A 14595-nucleotide genomic window follows, 5' to 3' on the forward strand; every position below is an offset into this window, starting at 1 on the left:
CAGGACCCTCGCCTCAGGTGCCCGTGGGCGGCGTCACGGCCACGCCACCAGGCGGACCTCGCGGACGGTCCGCCCGTCGTCGGCCACCACCCGGTCACGCCACGCGCCGTCCGGCTCGAAGCCGGCGGCCTGGAGGAAGCCCCGCGTGACCTCGGCCTCGGCCAGCACCCAGGTGGCCACCGCCTCGAGCCCGTCCTGGGCGGCTCGCAGGGTGTCGACCGCAGCGTTGAGCAGGCGGGAGCCGTGGCCGGCGCGGCGCGCCTCGGGGTGGACGCCACCGTCGAGGAGCAGCGCCGAGGTGCCCTCGGGCAGACCTGGCTCCTCCTCCGCCGGACCGACCGCGACGTAGCCGGTGACCTGCGGTCCGGCGCACGCGACCAGCAGGCGGTGCCGCGGGGAGGGCGGGTGCTCCAGCGACTGGCGCCATGCCGAGGCGAACCGTGGGCCGGTCAGCGCCTCCAGGACCTCGGGGTCGAGCACGTCGGCATACTCCTGCTGCCAGACGAAGGCCTGCACGAGCCCCACCGCGGGCGCGTCGTTGGGGCGCGCGGTGCGGACGCTGGCGTCGGCGGCGGGGGCCTGCTCGTGCGGATGGCTCATCGTCCCAGTCTCGCACCCGCGGTTTGTTACACCGCGACCGTCGAATGACGTGACGCGCGTTATACAAAGTCAGGGATCTCTGGCACACTGGGGTCATGTACGGCAACGACTTCGGCCAGCCAGGCACCGACACCCAGGCGAAGCCCTCGCCGCTCAATGCGGCGGAGACGGAGGACTACACCGAGGCGCTCGCCGCCTACTTCGACGGGCTGGTCGAGGACGACCAGCGGGTCGAGCCGCGCGACGCCATGCCGGAGGCCTATCGCACCACCCTGATCCGGCAGATGGCGCAGCACGCGCACTCCGAGATCATCGGCATGCAGCCGGAGGGCAACTGGATCAGCCGGGCGCCCAGCCTGCGCCGCAAGGCGATCCTCATGGCCAAGGTCCAGGACGAGGCCGGGCACGGGCTTTACCTCTACTCCGCCGCGGAGACCCTCGGGGTGGATCGTTCCGAGCTGCTCGACAAGCTGCACCAGGGCAAGCAGAAGTACTCTTCGATCTTCAACTACCCCACGCTGACCTGGGCCGACGTGGGCGCGATCGGCTGGCTCGTCGACGGCGCCGCGATCATGAACCAGGTGCCGCTGTGCCGCTGCTCCTACGGCCCCTACGCCCGCGCGATGATCCGCGTGTGCAAGGAGGAGTCCTTCCACCAGCGGCAGGGCTTCGAGATCCTCTGGACGCTCGCCCGTGGCACCGAGGAGCAGCAGGCGATGGCGCAGGACGCCGCCGACCGGTGGTGGTGGCCGGCGCTGATGATGTTCGGCCCGCCGGACTCCGGCGAGGCGGCCAGCAACGGGCATACCGCCCAGAGCATGGCCTGGGGGATCAAGCGGTTCTCCAACGACGACCTGCGGCAGAAGTTCATCGACATGACCGTCCCGCAGGCGCAGAAGCTCGGCCTGACCCTGCCCGACCCGGACCTGCGGTGGAACGAGGAGCGCGGGCACTGGGACTTCGGCGACATCGACTGGGACGAGTTCTGGCGCGTGCTCAAGGGCGACGGCCCGTGCAACGAGCAGCGGATCAGCACCCGCGTCCAGGCGCACGAGGACGGCGCGTGGGTGCGTGAGGCCGCGGCGGCGTATGCCGACAAGCAGGCCGCGCAGGAGGTCGCATGACCACCGCCGGCTGGCCGCTGTGGGAGGTCTTCGTGCGGGCCAAGCGTGGGCTGTCGCACGTGCACGCCGGGTCGTTGCACGCCCCCGACCGGGAGATGGCGCTGCGCAACGCGCGGGACCTCTACACCCGGCGGCAGGAGGGTGTGTCGATCTGGGTCGTCGCCTCCAGCGACATCACCGCCTCCAGCCCGGACGAGCGCGACAGCTTCTTCGACCCGGCCGCCGACAAGGTCTACCGGCACCCCACGTTCTACGACGTGCCGGAGGACGTGGAGTACCTGTGAGCGAGCAGCACCACGTCGACTACCTCCTCGGGTTCGGCGACGACGCCCTCATCTATGCCCAGCGGCTCGGGGAGTGGCTCACCCACGCCCCGCAGATCGAGGAGGACATGGCCCTCGGCAACGTCGGGCTCGACCTCGTCGGGCAGGCCCGCGCGCTGCTGACCCGCGCCGGGGAGGTGGAGGGGGCCGACCCGGTGCGGGACGAGGACGACCTCGCGATGCTGCGCGACGAGCGCGAGTTCCGCAACGTGCAGCTCGTCGAGCAGCCGCGCGGCGACTTCGCGCACGAGATGGCGCGGATGCTGTGGTTCTCCGCCTACCAGTGCGAGCTGTATGCCCGCCTGCTCGACTCCGCCGACGAGACGCTGGCCGCCATCGCCGCGAAGGCGGTCAAGGAGGTCGACTACCACCGCGACCACGCGACGCAGTGGGTGCTGCGCCTCGGCGACGGCACGGCGGAGAGCCACGAGCGGATGCAGCAGGGGCTCGTCGCCGTCCACCCCTACGTCGCCGAACTGGGCGAGGACCACGACGCCGCGCGCTGGGCCGCCGAGCAGGGGATCGGCGTGCTTCCGTCGACCTTGACCGAGGCCGTCAACGAGCACGTCGGGCAGGTGCTGGAGCGGGCCACGCTGAGCATGCCCGACGCGCCCCGCTGGCACGCCCGCGGCGGTCGCGACGGGATCCACTCCGAGCAGATGGGCTACCTGCTCGCCGAGATGCAGCACATCCACCGCAGCCATCCCGGGGCGACCTGGTGATGGTGGCTGCACCAGGAGACCGCCCTGAGCCAGCCCGTGCCGGGCTGCCCGGCGCCGGGCTGACCGACGCCGAGCTGGCGGACGCCGAGCGGGCGATCCGCGGGGTCGCCGACCCCGAGATCCCGGTCATCACCATCGACGACCTCGGGGTCATCCGCGACGTCGAGCCCGCCGACGTCAACGGCAGCCCCGGGCTCCGGGTGACCATCACCCCGACCTACTCCGGTTGCCCCGCCATGCACGCGATGGAGGACGGCGTGCGCGAGGCGGCGCAGCGGCACGGCATACCCGTCGACGTCGTGACCCGGCTCTCGCCGGCGTGGACCACCGACTGGATGAGCGAGGAGGGGCGCACCAAGCTGCGCCGCTTCGGGATCGCGCCGCCCACCGGCGACCGGGCGCACGCGGCCGGCCCGGTGCCCGTCGGGCTGCAGATCCGGGTGGTCGCCTGCCCGCACTGCGGATCGCAGGACACCGAGGAGGTCGCCCGCTTCGGGTCGACCGCCTGCAAGGCGCTGCGGCGGTGCCGTACGTGCCGGGAGCCGTTCGACGAGTTCAAGACGATCTGATCGCCCGGGGGCTCCGCCCCCGGGTCCCCCCGCAGCTGGGGCTGCGCCCCAGACCCCCGACAGGAGTGATTCGTTGAGCCTGATCCAGCAGCCGACCCGCCGTCGCGCACGGTTCCACGACCTCACGGTGCGCCGGGTGGACCGCCTGACCGACCAGGCGGTCGCCATCAGCTTCGAGATCCCCGAGGAGCTGCGCGAGGAGTTCACCTTCGAGCCGGGGCAGCACCTCACCGTGCGCGCCACCATCGACGGCGAGGACGCCCGGCGCTCCTACTCCTGCTGCATCTCGCGCGCGCAGTCCCGGGAGCGGGGAGAGCTGCGGGTCGCCACCGCGACCGTGCCCGGCGGGCTCATGTCGACCTGGCTCAACGAGCAGGTGCAGGCGGGGGACACGCTGCAGGTCATGACCCCGATGGGGTCGTTCACCTGCCCGACGCAGCCGACCGCGACGCGGCACCACGTCGGCATCGCCGCGGGCTCCGGGATCACCCCCGTGCTCTCGCTGCTGACGACGGCCCTGGAGGAGGAGCCGCACTCCCGGGTCACCCTCGTCTTCGGCAACCGCCGCACCGACTCCGTCATGTTCCTCGAGGAGCTGATGGACCTCAAGAACCGCTTTCCCGGCCGGTTCACGCTGCTCAACGTGCTCTCCCGGGAGCCGCAGGACGCCGAGCTGCTCACCGGCCGTATCGACCGGGAGAAGGTCGAGCAGCTGCTCGCCACCTTCATCCCCGAGGACCAGGTCGACGAGTGGTACCTCTGCGGGCCGTTCGGGATGGTGGAGACGGTGCAGGAGATCCTCGCCGAGCGTGGTGTGGACTCCGAGCACGTGCACCACGAGATCTTCCACGTCGACGGCGACGGGGCCCCGGTCACGGAGCAGACGCCTGCGGAACCGGTGGACCCGGGCGCGCCGCCGGAGGCGGTCGCCACGGTGACCCTGGACGGTCGGACCACGACCGTGCCGATGCAGACCACGGCCGAGACGATCCTCGCCGCGACGCTGCGGGAGCGGCCGGACGCCCCCTTCTCCTGCACCGGCGGCGTCTGCGGCACCTGCCGGGCCAAGGTCGTCGACGGCGAGGTGCGGATGGAGCGCAACTACGCCCTGGAGCCGGACGAGGTCGAGCGCGGCTACCGCCTCATGTGCCAGTCGCACCCGGTGACCGAGACGGTCACCATCGACTACGACGCCTGACCGGGGGAGGACGCGGCGCCGGGGGAGTCTCCTCGCTGGTGGAGAAGCCAGCGGACCTCCTGCTCCAGCGCGTCCGTGGCCGTCGGCAGGGTGAAACCGAGGTGCGTGAGGCGCGTCGTGTCGAGCACCGTGGGCACGCGCCAGGGGAGGTCCGGGGGCGGTCGGCGCAGGCGAGCACGGCACGCGCGAGGACCTCGGTGGAGTTCGTCGACTCGACCACGTCGCCGCCCCGGACGCGGAGGACCGCGACCGTGGGCTCGTCCCCTCGGCGGACCCGGTGGGCGAGGGCGAGCACCGCAGTCGTGCGCACCTGCCGCACCCAGGCGCCCTGGATCGTGCTCGGTCGCAGCACGCTGACGCGCTCGCCGTGCCCCGCAGCACACGCTCGGACTCCGCCTTGCCAGCGCCGTAGCCCTCGGCGCCCCGGCCTCGTGCCCGGCCCAGGCCATCGTGGGCGTGCCCTCGGGGACCGGCGCGGTGAAGTGGGCGCCGCCGGGGGAGTTGAGGTGGTGGCCGCACGGATCGACGTAGACGGCTGTCGCGCTGAGGTACGCCGTCCCGCCGCAGCGACGCGAGAGGCGGCCCACCCGGCGGCGGCCAGGCGCTCGGCCGTGCGCCACAGCGATCCGGTGCCTCCGAGGATGACTGCCCGGGGTGCTGGACTGCCGCCGCGCATGCGGCTCAGGCGTGGTCCGTGAGCTCGTGCCAGGCGAGGTCGAGCTGACCGACCAGGTCGCGCAGCAGCGGCAGACTGACACCGACCACGGCGTGGTAGTCACCCTCGATGCCGGTGACGTAGGGGCCGCCGAGGCCGTCGACGGTGAAGCCGCCGGCGACGTGGAGCGGCTCGCCGGTGGCGACGTAGTGCGCGATCTCGGCGTCGGTGAGGTCGGCGAAGTGCACGGTGGTCGAGGCGGTCCCGCCGAGCGTCGCGCCGGAGCCCTCGCTCCGGTCGTCGATGACCCAGTGGCCCGAGTGCAGGACGCCGGAGCGACCCCGCATGCGTTGCCAGCGCTCGATCGCCACCTGCGAGGAGTGCGGCTTGCCGAAGATCTCACCGTCCAGCTCGAGCACCGAGTCGCAGCCGAGCACGAGTGCGTCGACGTCGTGCCCGGCGCTCACCTGCTCGGCCTTGGCCCGGGCGAGGGTCAGCGCGACGTCGGCGGCCTCGAGCTCTCCGTGCCGCTCCTGTGCCGCGGCGATCGCCGCGTCCTCGTCGACACCCGACACGATCACCTCGGGCCGGACCCCGGCCCTGGTCAGAGTGGTGAGGCGGGCCGGGGACGCGGACGCGAGCACGAGCGGGATCACGGGGCACAGCCTACGGGGCGTGACGTCACCCCTTGAGCAGGTTTCGGGCGGGAGGTCGAGGCGTGGGGCGGTGTTCACGGTGATCAGCCCGCGGTCGTCAGGGAGCCCCTGTGGGGAGGGAAGTGCCGGGGGGAGGGGAGGTGGCGCCGGGTCAGATGGGGACTCAGAAGGGGGAGACTCGGTCTCGCGTGATGACCACGGCACGCCGGGTGCATCGCCCCGGCCGGTCCCACCCGTCGTGCCGTGCTCCTCTGGCTCTCCGTGGGCATGCTCGGTGACGTCCAGCGGAATGCCCAGCACCTCCTCCGCCGTCGGCACGGGGGTGTCTGAGCGACGACGGGTGACCGAGCACCAGCCGGCGAGAGGAGTGCCGTCGTCGGCGTCGTCGTCGAGGTCCGAGAGGAGGGCGTCGGCCCCGCGGTGCACCAGGGCGGCGTAGAGCGCCTGGCAGGCGAGGTCGCGGCGGGACTCCCAGGTCTGCGTGGTTGAGCCGTCGACCGCGTGGCTGTCTGTCGCGTGATCGTCGGCGGCGCTGCCACCCGTCGGACGAGCGGCCGTCGCCTCACCAGCCGTCGCCTGACCGGCCGTCACTCGACCACCTGTCGCGTGACCACCCGTCGCGTGACCACCTGAACCCGAACCGCGGGCGAGGACCGCCCGCTCGAGGTACTGCCGGTAGTCGTGAACCCGGGTGGTCGTGCTCTGGCCGAGCAGCGTGCACCAGCGCAGGTCTCGCCGTCGGTTGATCGTGACCGACCACGTGCGAGCGGTCTTGAACTGGTGGGTGCGGACGTCGAGGGAGCCCAGGTTGAGCTCGCCGGTCACCCCGCCGACGGCGCCGAAGGGAACGACGTGGTCGAGCTCGCACCGGGAGGCGGGCACCCTGGTCAGTGGTGACCGCGAGTGGACGTCGGCGGCGATCACCTGCCGACGCATGTCGGCATCCGGACGGTAGCGGGTGATGGTCCGCTCGATGAGCCGACCGTCGGCGGGGTCCACCAGCAGCCGGGACAGAGTCGTCCCCGGGACCAGGGCGAGCTCGCGGGCATGGCCGGGCGAGATGAAGACAGGGTGGTGCCCCAGGACCTGGCCCACCGACCCGAGCCGCGGCACCGGGCCGAGGCGCCCGTGCTCGCCATCCGTCCCGGCCGTCCGGTCAGGTGCGGCACTTCCCGCGGGCGTGCGGTCCGGCAGAGCACTCCCCGCGGGCGTGCGGTCCAGTTCGGCAGTCGACTCGGGCGTGCGGTCCGGTGCGGCACTCACCTCGGGCGTCCTGTCCCCCTCGGCACCTGTACGGGGCGTTCGGTCCGGCAACGCCGTTTGGTGGCTCGGCGGATCCATGCCGTGCGCGTCGGACGCTGCGCGCCCAGCCAGAGACTCCCACGGCACGACGACCTGCAGCTCGACCTGCGGTTGTGCGGTGGTGACCCGATGGATCGCCGCCAGGTCGGCCAGGGTGAGGTCCTCCTCGGCCTCTGCCTCCGGCAGGGGCACCGTGCCGTAGAGCAGCAGGCCTGCGGGGACGTCCGAGCGCAGCTGGTCGAGGGTCCGCTCGTCGCCGGCCGACCGTAGGGCCCGCGCGGCATGCTCGATCCGCGCATGGATCCCGCTCATCGTCGTCAGCGCTCCGGTGACGCTCAGGGTGGCGGTCCCGTCGTCGTGCACGGACAACCACGACCACCGCGCCCGGTAGGCCGCGCGGCGCCGCTCCCGCTCGGCCTGCACATCCTCACCCTCGGCCCGGACGGCCTCCCGCTCCAGCGTCGCCCAGTAGTCGGCGTGCTGCCAGGGCTCCTCCCGCAGGTCGCCCTCGCTGTCGAGCCGCTCGACCGCCGCGGTGGCCGGGTCGGTGCCGAAGAGCACCTCCGCCACGAGCGCAGCCCGCTCCGCGGGCAACGAGCCGCACCGGTCCCAGAAGCCGCGCACGAGACCCCAGGTCACCTCGGCCCGGTCCAGCGCCCCCAGCACCTGACCGCGCACGTCGACCGGCGCGCAGGCCAGTCCGGTCATCGCGCGCGCCTCTCGTTCACCGACGCCCAGCCGGAGCCGGATCTCGGCGACGCACAGGCGCTTCGCCTCCGCCCGCCAACGGCGCCGCTCCGTGGCGGTCAGCTCCTCGACGCTGCTGAACCCCTTCTGCGCCAGCAGCGCAGCACCCGTGGCCGCGACGAGCTGGTGCGCCACCTCCAGCAGGCGACGCTCGGCCCGGGAGCGCGTCGCCGACACCTCCCCGAGCTCGGCCAGCAGCGCAGCACCCCGCTCCCGCTCCCCGGTCGCGCCCTGCTGGTCGTCCTGGTCCGCTGCTCGCCCGTCCCGCGCTGGATCGGTCATCGTGCGTCACCCCCTCCCCGGGCCTCCGAGCCCTCGCGAAGGTGGCCCGTCTTTCGAACAAGTGTATGAGTAGCCACCGACAGACCCTCGTCGTCACGGGCCTGTCACGTGCTCCCACCGCCAGACGGGGTGTGCGGCCAGGTGGCAGGATCGCGGCATGGCCACCCACGTCGCCTTCCTCCGCGCCATCAACCTCGGCGCGCGCCGGCAGTTCCCCAAGGACGACATCCTGCGGGTGACCGAGGAGGCGGGCTTCCAGAGCGTCGCCACCTACATCAATACGGGCAACGTGCGGCTCGAGACGCGGAGGCGCTCGCGGGCGAGGATCGAGGCCAGGCTCGAAGCGGCCTACCTCGCCGACCGCGGGTTCGAGGCCCACGATCACGTATGCCGCCGCCGAGCTGCGCGCGCTCGGCACGGACCTGGACGAGCTGGGTGAGGGGCATACCGGCCAGCACCACGTGTGCCTGCCCAAGCTCGCCGGTCGCGTGGAAGAGGTGGCGCACCAGCTGGGGGTATGCCATCGCGTCCACCCGGGGGTGGGCGACGTCGCGTGCCGGGTCGTGCACCGGGACGATCTTGGCCATGACGCGCAGCGACGCCGTGTTGACGGCCGGGGTGAAGGACACGGTCTTCGCCGGGCCGCTCACAGCTCGCCGAGCACCGCCGCCCGCAGCGTGTCCAGACCGACCCCGCCGATGTCCAGCGCCCGCCGGTGGAAGGCCGTGAGGTCGAAGTCCTCGCCCTCGCGGCGCCGGCACTCCTCGCGCAGCTCGAGCCACAGCCGCTCGCCGATCTTGTAGCTCGGCGCCTGCCCCGGCCACCCCAGGTAGCGGTCGAGCTCGAAGCGCAGCGACTCCTCGTTCTCGTGCGCGTGCGTGGTGAGGAACTGCCAGGCCTTGTCGTAGGTCCACTGCCCGCCCCCGACCTCGGCCGGCGCCTCGAAGCCGCAGTGCACCCCGATGTCGATGACGACGCGGGCGGCGCGCAGCGACTGGCCGCCCAGCAGCCCCATCCGGTTGCCGGGGTCGTCCATGTAACCGAGGTCGGCCATGAGCCACTCGGCATAGAGCGCCCACCCCTCGCCGTGCCCGGAGGTCCACGACGCGAGCCGCCGCCAGCGGTTGAGCAGCTCGGAGCGGTAGACCGTCTGCCCGATCTGCAGGTGGTGGCCCGGAACGCCCTCGTGGTAGACGGTCGTCAGCTCGCGCCAGGTCGAGAAGCGGGTAACCCCCTTCGGCACCGACCACCACATCCGCCCCGGCCGGGTGAAGTCCTCGCTGGGGCCGGTGTAGTAGATCCCCCCGGTCTGGCTGGGCGCGATCATGCACTCGATGCGCCGCACCGGCTCGGGCACGTCGAACTGGCTGTCGGTCAGCTCGGCGACCGCGCGGTCCGCGGTGACCTGCATCCACTCGCGCAGCGCCTCGGTGCCCTCCAGGGCATACCCCGGGTCCTCGTCGAGGACGGCGACGGCCTCCGCCACGGACGCGCCCGGCCGGATCTGCTCGGCGGTCTCGCGCATCATCGCGGTGATCCGCGCCAGTTCCTCCTGCCCCCAGCGGTAGGTCTCCTCCAGGTCGATCTCGGCACCGAGGAAGCTGCGGGAGTGCAGCCGGTAGCGCTCGATGCCGCAGGCGTCGGACTCCGGCGCCCGCGCCACCAGCTCCTCCTCGAGGTATGCCGCGAGCGCGCCGAACGCCTGCTTGGCACCGCCCACGGCGCTCGCCAGGTGGGTGCGGATCGCCTCCGGCTGACCGGCGCTCTCCTCGGTCAGCGCGTCGAAGCTGCTCGCCTCGTCCCCGGCCTGGTCGCGGCACTGCCCGGCGACCGCGCGCACCTGCCGTCCCGGGGCCACCTGGCCCTGCTCGGCCGACCAGCGCAGCGCGGAGCGGTACTGCTCCAGCGCGGTCGGCACCGCCTCCAGCCGGGCGATGATCGTCTCCCAGTGCGCCTCGGTGTCCTTGGCCATGAGGTCGAAGATGTCCCGGACCGCCTGCGGGGCCGAGGCGATGACGTTGAGCTCGACGGGCGCCTGGCCCGCGAGCACCAGGTCCAGCGACTCGACCTCCAGGCCGAGCCGCTCGCGCAGCGCCGCCGCGGTGACCCGGTCGGTGTCGTCCGCGGGCTCGACCGTGTCGAGCCGCTGCAGCGTCCGGGCCGCCTGGTCCCGGTGCGCCCGGAGTCCCTCGACCGACAGGTCGTCGATCTCGGTGTCGCGGCCGGGGACGCCGAGGTAGGTCGCCTCCAGCGGGCTGAGCGCCACCATGGCGTCGAGGTGCTCCTCGGCGAGGCGGTCGATGTCGGTGGGGGTGCGGGTCGACGTCGTCACGGGAGCCCAACCTACCCGCCTACCCTGGGGCGGTGCCCAGACGTCGCCAGCCCGCCGATCCCCGCCGCGAGACCGAGCGCTGGTTCCTGGCCAACGGCCTGTCCTACTTCGTGCCCGGCGAGCGGGCCGCGGCCCGCGCCGCCCTGCGGCCTCGCCACCTCCTCCCGCTGGCGGCGCTCGTGCTGCTGGCGACCGCCGCGCTGGGCGGCACCCTCGGCTGGGTGTCGCAGCAGGTCAGCGCTGCCCCCGCGGTCTGGCTCACGCTCGTCATCCTCGCCGCCCTCTGGTATGCCTCGACCGCTCTGCACGCGCGGCCGATCCTCACCTTCGCGCTGCGCCGCACGGTGCGCAGCGCCCCGCTGCTCGTCGGCACCGCGATGCGGGCGCTGCCGCTGCTGCTGCTCTTCGTCGCCTTCCTCTTCATCAACGCCGAGGCCTGGGAGATGAGCGCCAGCCTGCCCTTCGCCACGCACTGGCTGGTCGTCCTGCTGCTGCTCGGCATCGGGGTCGTCTTCCAGCTCGTCCGGCTGCCTGAGGAGGTCGACCGGGCCGACGACGCCGTCGACGCCGACTTCCTCGAGCGCGCCTGCCGCGGCACCCCGATGGAGGCCACCCAGGTCGCCCTGGCGGCGGACCCGCGGGTCGACGTCCCCGCCTACGCCCGCGTCACCGGCTTCGAGCGGTGGAACCTCATCATCGCGCTGCTGCTCATCCAGCTGGTCCAGGTCGTGGCGCTCATCTGCGCCGTCTTCGTCTTCCTCCTGGTCTTCGGGTCGATCATCCTGCAGCAGGAGACGCAGCTGGCCTGGACCGGGCTGGAGCGGACGCACCACGTCCCCTACCTGGGCAGCGTGTCGGCCGAGCTGGTCAAGGTCTCGCTCTTCCTCGCCTCCTTCTCCGGCCTCTACTTCATCGTCAGCGCGGTGACGGACGACACCTACCGGCACCAGTTCTTCTCGGTCGTCACCCAGGAGCTGGAGCGGGCGGTGGGGTCCGGGCCGTCTACCGCGCGCTGCGCGCGCAGGAGGAGGGTGTCGCATGAGCACGGGCAGGCACGGGTAGGACCCGGCGCACTACGGGCGGTATGCCGCGGAGCGGGACCGCCCGTTCGTCGAGCTCATGGCGCGGGTCCCCGAGGTGGAGCCACGGCGGGTCGTCGACCTCGGCTGCGGCCCCGGTCACGGGGCTGCGGTGGTTGCGGGAGCGGTGGCCGGACGCCGAGGTGCTGGGCCTGGACTCCTCGCCCGAGATGGTCGCCGCCGCCCGCGAGGACGGCTCGCAGGCGGAGGTCGCCGACCTGGTCGACTGGGCCCGCGGCGACGCCGACCCGGTCGACCTGCTCGTGACCACCGCCACGCTGCAGTGGGTGCCCGACCACCTGGAGCTGCTGCCCGACCTCGTCGCCCGCCTGCGCCCCGGCGAGGGCGGCGTTCTGGCGCTCACCGTGCCGGGCAACTTCGACGAGCCGAGCCACACCCTGCGCCGGGAGCTCGCGGACCGGCCGCGGTATGCCGCGCACCTGGACGGCATCGCCGCGCCGTCGTCGCACGACCCGGCCGACTACCTACGGGTGCTCACCGCCGCCGGCTGCGTGGTCGACGCCTGGGAGACCACCTACCTGCACGTCCTCGACCCGGCGGTCACCGACCCGGACCCGGTCTTCACCTGGGTCTCCGCCACCGGCGCCCGGCCCACCCTGCAGGCGCTGCCCGAGGGGCTGCGGGAGGAGTTCACCGTCGAGTTCCAGGACGCGCTGCGGCGGGCCTACCCCCGCTCCGAGGCGGGCGTCGTGCTGCCCTTCCGGCGGGTCTTCGCCGTCGCGCGCCGACGTGACGGGGACGACGGGGCGGGAGCGCGCATACCGTGAGGGCATGAGCCCCCGCGTGCGGTCGACCAACCTGGCCAAGCCCAAGCCCGACCCGGGCGCGCCGCGCGTGACCGGCATCGACAAGCAGCCGGTGAGCGGGATCGAGGTGGTCGCGCCCGGCCCGGACCACGGGGACGGCTCCGGCGCCGTCGGCGACCACATCGGGGACGCGCGACACCACGGCGGGGCCGACAAGGCCGTCTACGCCGTGGCGCGCGCGGAGCTGGACTGGTGGGAGTCCGAGCTGGGGCGCGTGCTGCGCGACGGGATGTTCGGGGAGAACCTCACCACCGCGGACTGCGACGTGGACGGGCTCGAGCTCGGGCAGCGGCTGCGGGTGGGCTCGAACCTGCTGGAGGTCTCGGTCCCCCGGCAGCCCTGCGCGACCTTCGCTCGGCACCTGGGGGAGGAGCGCTGGGTGCGCCGCTTCACCGAACGGGGCGCGTGCGGGGCCTACCTCCGGGTCGTCGAGCCGGGCCGGATCGAGGCGGGCGACCCGCTCGAGATCGGCCCGCCGCCGGGCCACGGCGTCACCATGCGCACCGCCTTCGCCGCCGCGATGGGCGACGGTGCGGCCGCGCGAGAGGTGGTGGCGGCCCGCTGCCTGCCGGAACGCTTCCACGAGCCGATGGAGCGCCGGCTCGCTGCCCGACGGGCCTGACGCGACCGTCGTGAACCCTTCCCGTGCGTCGCGCGCTGTGCCAGAGTGTGCGGACCACGCATACGAGGGAGGGTGACCGATGTCCGCTGACCAGATCGGCTTCGCACTGATCGTCCTGGGCCTGTTCCTGCTCCTGGGCAAGGTGATCCGGGTCAAGGTCGGCTGGGTGCAGAAGCTCTTCCTGCCCAGCTCGATCATCGGGGGCTTCCTGCTCCTGCTGCTCGGCCCGCAGGTGCTCGGCCGGGTCGGCGGCCCGGTCGGGGAGAACGGCCTCTTCACCGGCTCGATGCTGGAGGTCTGGAGCGCGCTGCCCGGCCTGCTCATCAGCATCGTCTTCGCCACCATGTTCCTCGGCCAGGACCTGCCGAGCCCGAAGCGCGCAGGCAAGCTGGTCGGCCCGCAGCTCTCGCTCGGTGTCGCGATGGGATCGGGGCAGTACGTCGTCGGTCTGGGCCTCGCCGCGCTCGTGCTGGTGCCGCTGCTCGCCGCCGAGCCGATGGTGGGCGCGCTCATCGAGATGGGCTTCGAGGGTGGGCACGGCACGGCTGCCGGCATGCGCCCGGTGCTGGAGGACCTCGGGTATGCCGAGGGTGCCGACCTCGCGGTCGGGATCGCCACGGTGGGGATCGTGGCCGGCGTCGTCATCGGGATCGCGCTCATCAACTGGGGCGTGCGGACCGGGCGCACCGAGATCCTCAAGGGCGACGTCAAGGCCTCGGTCGAGGAGCAGAAGGGGCTGTTCCGCAAGGACGAGCACTACCCGGCCGGCACGATGACCAGCCGCCCCGCCTCGGTCGAGCCGCTGTCGCTGCACATGGCCCTGGTGTCGGTGGCCATCCTCATCGGGTGGTGCGTGCTGGAGGCGCTGCGCTGGATCGAGGCGCAGACCTACTCCAGCGTCCTCATCAACGGCGACACCCCGCTGGAGATCTTCGCCTTCGTCCCGCTCTTCCCGCTGGCCCTGCTCGGCGGTGTCGCGATCCAGGCGGTCGCCTCCGTGCTCGGTGTGGACCACCTCATCGACCACCAGATCATGCTCCGGATCCAGGGCTGGGCCCTCGACTTCCTCATCGTCGCCGCCATCGGCACGCTCTCGCTCGAGGCCATCGGGTCCAACATCGGCTCGTTCGTGCTGCTGTCGATCGCGGGCATCGCGCTCAATGTGGGGCTGTTCCTGTGGTTCGCCCCGCGGATCATCGGCCGCTACTGGTTCGAGCGCGGGATCGGCGACTTCGGGCAGTCGATGGGCGTCACCGCCACCGGCCTCATCCTCATGCGGATCACCGACCCGGACGCCGAGAGCCCGGCTTTCGAGGCCTTCGGCTACAAGCAGCTCGTCTTCGAGCCGTTCTTCGGCGGCGGGCTGGTGACGGCGCTCGCCGTGCCGGTGATCGCGCTCACCGGCATCTGGCCGCTGTTCACGGTCATGCTCGTGCTCTTCCTCACGGCGATCGCGATCGGCTGGTTCGTCTTCAAGCCCCGGGCGGAGGCCGAGCGCCGTGAGCTGCAGGAGCAGGGCGAGGAGGGCGCGGACGCGGTCGCGACCTGAGCTCGCGG

14 protein-coding genes are annotated in these 14595 nt (G+C 72.9%); 10 read left to right on the forward strand and 4 right to left on the reverse strand.

Features of this window, described 5'->3' with window-relative positions:
* Nucleotides 1-33: 33 nt before the first annotated feature.
* The gene (locus tag FU792_RS04160) at nt 34-600 is read right to left on the reverse strand and encodes a GNAT family N-acetyltransferase (protein ID WP_022924216.1); all 567 of its coding nucleotides are present in this window, start codon (nt 598-600) and stop codon (nt 34-36) included.
* Between the two features lie 95 nt (nt 601-695).
* Here FU792_RS04160 and paaA point away from each other — a divergent pair, with 95 nt between their 5' ends.
* The 5 genes from paaA to paaE all read left to right on the forward strand — a co-directional run bounded on the left by paaA (nt 696) and on the right by paaE (nt 4536).
* On the forward strand, nt 696-1724 hold the full coding sequence (gene paaA / locus FU792_RS04165; protein ID WP_022924215.1) for a 1,2-phenylacetyl-CoA epoxidase subunit PaaA: 1029 nt from the start codon (nt 696-698) through the stop codon (nt 1722-1724).
* The gene (paaB, locus tag FU792_RS04170; RefSeq protein WP_022924214.1) at nt 1721-2008 is read left to right on the forward strand and encodes a 1,2-phenylacetyl-CoA epoxidase subunit PaaB; all 288 of its coding nucleotides are present in this window, start codon (nt 1721-1723) and stop codon (nt 2006-2008) included. The genes paaA and paaB overlap by 4 nt, the downstream gene beginning before the upstream one ends.
* A complete protein-coding gene (gene paaC / locus FU792_RS04175; protein WP_022924213.1) occupies nt 2005-2769 on the forward strand; it encodes a 1,2-phenylacetyl-CoA epoxidase subunit PaaC in 765 nt (254 codons plus the stop codon). Before paaB ends, paaC begins: the two co-directional genes overlap by 4 nt.
* Nucleotides 2769-3338, forward strand: a complete 570-nt coding sequence (gene paaD / locus FU792_RS04180; RefSeq protein ID WP_022924212.1) for a 1,2-phenylacetyl-CoA epoxidase subunit PaaD — start codon at nt 2769-2771, stop codon at nt 3336-3338. Before paaC ends, paaD begins: the two co-directional genes overlap by 1 nt.
* 73 nt (nt 3339-3411) lie before the next feature.
* Complete coding sequence (gene paaE, locus FU792_RS04185) at nt 3412-4536, forward strand: 1,2-phenylacetyl-CoA epoxidase subunit PaaE (protein WP_022924211.1); 1125 nt, start codon at nt 3412-3414, stop codon at nt 4534-4536.
* On the opposite strand, the gene FU792_RS16630 is transcribed toward paaE, so the two are convergent.
* Both FU792_RS16630 and FU792_RS04190 read right to left on the reverse strand, forming a co-directional pair.
* Nucleotides 4524-4673, reverse strand: a complete 150-nt coding sequence (locus FU792_RS16630; protein ID WP_022924210.1) for a hypothetical protein — start codon at nt 4671-4673, stop codon at nt 4524-4526. The genes paaE and FU792_RS16630 overlap by 13 nt on opposite strands.
* A gap of 544 nt (nt 4674-5217) precedes the next feature.
* Nucleotides 5218-5847, reverse strand: coding sequence for a Maf family protein (locus tag FU792_RS04190; RefSeq protein WP_022924209.1), 630 nt, complete (start codon nt 5845-5847; stop codon nt 5218-5220).
* Nucleotides 5848-8335: 2488 nt separating this feature from the next.
* Between FU792_RS04190 and FU792_RS04195 the strand changes: the two genes are divergently transcribed.
* On the forward strand, nt 8336-8617 hold the full coding sequence (locus FU792_RS04195; RefSeq protein ID WP_052327756.1) for a DUF1697 domain-containing protein: 282 nt from the start codon (nt 8336-8338) through the stop codon (nt 8615-8617).
* 207 nt (nt 8618-8824) lie between these two features.
* On the opposite strand, the gene FU792_RS04200 is transcribed toward FU792_RS04195, so the two are convergent.
* On the reverse strand, nt 8825-10510 hold the full coding sequence (locus FU792_RS04200; RefSeq protein ID WP_022924207.1) for a DUF885 domain-containing protein: 1686 nt from the start codon (nt 10508-10510) through the stop codon (nt 8825-8827).
* Between the two features lie 32 nt (nt 10511-10542).
* On the opposite strand from FU792_RS04200, the gene FU792_RS18750 reads away from it, so the two are divergent.
* The 4 genes from FU792_RS18750 to FU792_RS04220 all read left to right on the forward strand — a co-directional run bounded on the left by FU792_RS18750 (nt 10543) and on the right by FU792_RS04220 (nt 14587).
* Nucleotides 10543-11856 (forward strand): hypothetical protein, encoded by a 1314-nt coding sequence (locus FU792_RS18750; protein ID WP_338101158.1) that lies wholly within the window; start codon nt 10543-10545, stop codon nt 11854-11856.
* Nucleotides 11742-12377, forward strand: a complete 636-nt coding sequence (locus FU792_RS04210; RefSeq protein WP_338101179.1) for a class I SAM-dependent methyltransferase — start codon at nt 11742-11744, stop codon at nt 12375-12377. Before FU792_RS18750 ends, FU792_RS04210 begins: the two co-directional genes overlap by 115 nt.
* A 4-nt stretch (nt 12378-12381) precedes the next feature.
* Nucleotides 12382-13038: an MOSC domain-containing protein gene (locus tag FU792_RS04215; protein ID WP_028130870.1), complete on the forward strand. Its 657-nt coding sequence runs from the start codon at nt 12382-12384 to the stop codon at nt 13036-13038.
* Between the two features lie 79 nt (nt 13039-13117).
* Entirely contained in the window at nt 13118-14587 is a 1470-nt protein-coding gene (locus tag FU792_RS04220; RefSeq protein WP_022924204.1) for a sodium/glutamate symporter, read from the forward strand.
* The last annotated feature ends 8 nt before the right edge of the window (nt 14588-14595 follow it).

This window comes from Serinicoccus marinus DSM 15273, from assembly GCF_008386315.1.
GTDB classification, from domain to species: Bacteria; Actinomycetota; Actinomycetes; order Actinomycetales; family Dermatophilaceae; genus Ornithinicoccus; species Ornithinicoccus marinus.

Excerpts from the sequence above, each read along its gene's own strand:
- FU792_RS04160 (WP_022924216.1), bottom strand. The coding sequence starts at position 600 with ATGAGCCATCCGCACGAGCAGGCCCCCGCCGCCGACGCCAGCGTCCGC.
- paaA (WP_022924215.1), top strand. The coding sequence starts at position 696 with ATGTACGGCAACGACTTCGGCCAGCCAGGCACCGACACCCAGGCGAAG.
- paaB (WP_022924214.1), top strand. The coding sequence starts at position 1,721 with ATGACCACCGCCGGCTGGCCGCTGTGGGAGGTCTTCGTGCGGGCCAAG.
- paaD (WP_022924212.1), top strand. The coding sequence starts at position 2,769 with ATGGTGGCTGCACCAGGAGACCGCCCTGAGCCAGCCCGTGCCGGGCTG.
- FU792_RS04195 (WP_052327756.1), top strand. The coding sequence starts at position 8,336 with ATGGCCACCCACGTCGCCTTCCTCCGCGCCATCAACCTCGGCGCGCGC.
- FU792_RS04215 (WP_028130870.1), top strand. The coding sequence starts at position 12,382 with ATGAGCCCCCGCGTGCGGTCGACCAACCTGGCCAAGCCCAAGCCCGAC.
- FU792_RS04220 (WP_022924204.1), top strand. The coding sequence starts at position 13,118 with ATGTCCGCTGACCAGATCGGCTTCGCACTGATCGTCCTGGGCCTGTTC.